Genomic DNA, 1436 nt, shown 5'->3' with positions numbered 1-1436 from the left:
CGCAATGCAAGTTTCACCGTCCCCACACCCCGGATCCCCACGACACACCAGGTGACGGCGCCGCCGCCGGCCCGGGACCAAACCACGACGTTGACGCCCCGCAACGCCTCCGTAATCGTCGCCGCGAAACGAAGTAAGCGCTTCCCGCCGATCGACCCGGACGCGCGACCCACAAAGAGGAGACCCCATGAAACTCGGTCCGCCGCACATGCGCCGGATCCCGGCCCGGCGTGCGACACGCGCCACCGCCGCTGCGGGCGCCGCCGTACTCGCCTCCCTCTCGATCGTCGCCCTGACGAACGGACAGGCCAACGCCGCCGCCGGCTGCTCGGTGAGCTATCAGATCGCCAGCGACTGGGGCAACGGCTTCAGCACCAACATCGTCATCACCAACCTCGGAAGCCCGCTCAGCTCCTGGACCCTGGCCTGGACCTTCGGCGGCAACCAGCAGATCACCAACCTGTGGAACGGCAGCCTCACGCAGACCGGTAACAGCGTGAAGGTGAGCAACCTGTCGTACAACGGGTCGATCGGCACCAACGGCACCACCTCCCTCGGGTTCAACGGCAGCTACTCGGGCAGCAACGCCGTGCCGGCGAGCTTCACGCTCAACGGCACGACCTGTAACGGCGGCGTCTCGGGCAGCAACAGCCCGAGCCCCTCCCCGAGCCACTCCTCCTCGCCGTCCGCGTCGGCCAGCGCGAGCGCCTCGGCCTCCGCGTCGGCGTCGGCGTCCGCCAGCCCGAGCAGTTCGAGCACGGGCTGCGGCAACTCCTGCCCGGCGCACGTGTCGAACCCGTTCGTCGGCACGAACCCCTACCTGAACCCGAACTACGTTTCCGAGGTCAAGTCGCAGGCCGCCGCTGACGGCGGCAACGCCGCGGAAGCGAAGGTCGCCACCTACCAGACCGCGATCTGGATGGACCACATCGGCGCGATCGCCGGCGACAGCACGCACCTGGGCCTTCAGGGTCAGCTCGACAACGCCGCCGCCCAGGCCGCCTCCAGCAGCCTGCCGGTCTCGATCGAGGTCGTCGTCTACGACCTGCCCGGCCGCGACTGCGCCGCCCTCGCCTCCAACGGCGAGATCCCGGCGACCGCCGCGGGCCTGACCGAGTACGAGTCGCAGTACATCGACCCGATCGCGGCTCTCGAGGGCAACTCGAAGTACAGCAAGCTGCGCATCATCAACTTCATCGAGCCGGACTCGCTGCCCAACGCGGTGACCAACAAGAGTCTGAGCGCCTGCGCCACCGCCATCCCGTACTACGAGACCGGCATCGCCTACGCGCTCGGCAAGCTGCACGGCATCGGCCCGCAGGTCTACAACTACCTGGACATCGGCCACTCCGGATGGCTCGGCTGGCCGAACAACATGAGCGGCGCCGGCCCCGAGTACTCGAAGGTCGTGCAGTCGGCCACCGGCGGCTACGCCA

Annotated in this window: 1 protein-coding gene; it reads left to right on the top strand. The window is 68.7% G+C overall.

The annotated features are described in order from the left end of the window. Window positions 1–187: 187 nt before the first annotated feature. A partial coding sequence (locus tag KGA66_RS29005) for a glycoside hydrolase family 6 protein (protein WP_211472792.1) occupies window positions 188–1436 on the top strand: 1249 nt, incomplete at its 3' end.

Source organism: Actinocrinis puniceicyclus (assembly GCF_018283645.1).
GTDB classification, from domain to species: Bacteria; Actinomycetota; Actinomycetes; order Streptomycetales; family Catenulisporaceae; genus Actinocrinis; species Actinocrinis puniceicyclus.
The sequence above is the reverse complement of the archived record's forward strand: the minus strand, read 5'-3'. Positions and strand labels throughout refer to the sequence as shown.